Here is a 540-nt window from a genome sequence, read left to right on the forward strand (position 1 = left end):
CATTATCAATCAACTGAACTAATGGACCCCATTTCACCATCTTCTCTTTCTCAAACACGTAGTTGAAGTTTTCTGGCGTCCACTCCATTAGTGATTGAGGGTTTAGTGTGCGACCTAGAAATCTCACTTCATAGTGCAAATGTGGGCCGGTTGAATTTCCTGAGTTACCACATTGCGCAATGACATCACCTTTACTAACAAACTGGCCGCTTTTGACATTGAACTTGTTCAAGTGAGCGAAAGAGCTAGAGAAACCAAAAGAGTGACGAAGGGTGAGGTAGTTACCATAACCTTTGTTTCCTGGACGTACGGTTTCAACCACACCGTCTGCAGGCGCGAGGATTTCTTCACCGCGCTTACAGGTCAAATCGATACCAGTATGCACGTGTCTTCTGCCTGAGATAGGATTGATCCGACTGCCGTAAGAAGAAGAGGTTCGTTGATACGTCACTGGGCTATCATTCGGAATCAAACGGAACATGGTCGCACGAACCGCGGAATCTATAGCTGCTGGATAAAGTGGGTCTTCTAAGGCGAGGG

1 protein-coding gene is annotated in these 540 nt (G+C 46.5%); it reads right to left on the bottom strand.

All coding sequences use genetic code 11. From position 1 onward, the window contains the following. Positions 1-540: M23 family metallopeptidase (locus R8O10_RS27095; protein ID WP_318192211.1), on the bottom strand; the 540-nt coding region annotated here is incomplete at both ends.

Origin of the sequence: Vibrio sp. 1727, from assembly GCF_033344415.1 — a bacterium.
In the GTDB taxonomy this organism is placed as follows: Bacteria; Pseudomonadota; Gammaproteobacteria; order Enterobacterales; family Vibrionaceae; genus Vibrio; species Vibrio alginolyticus.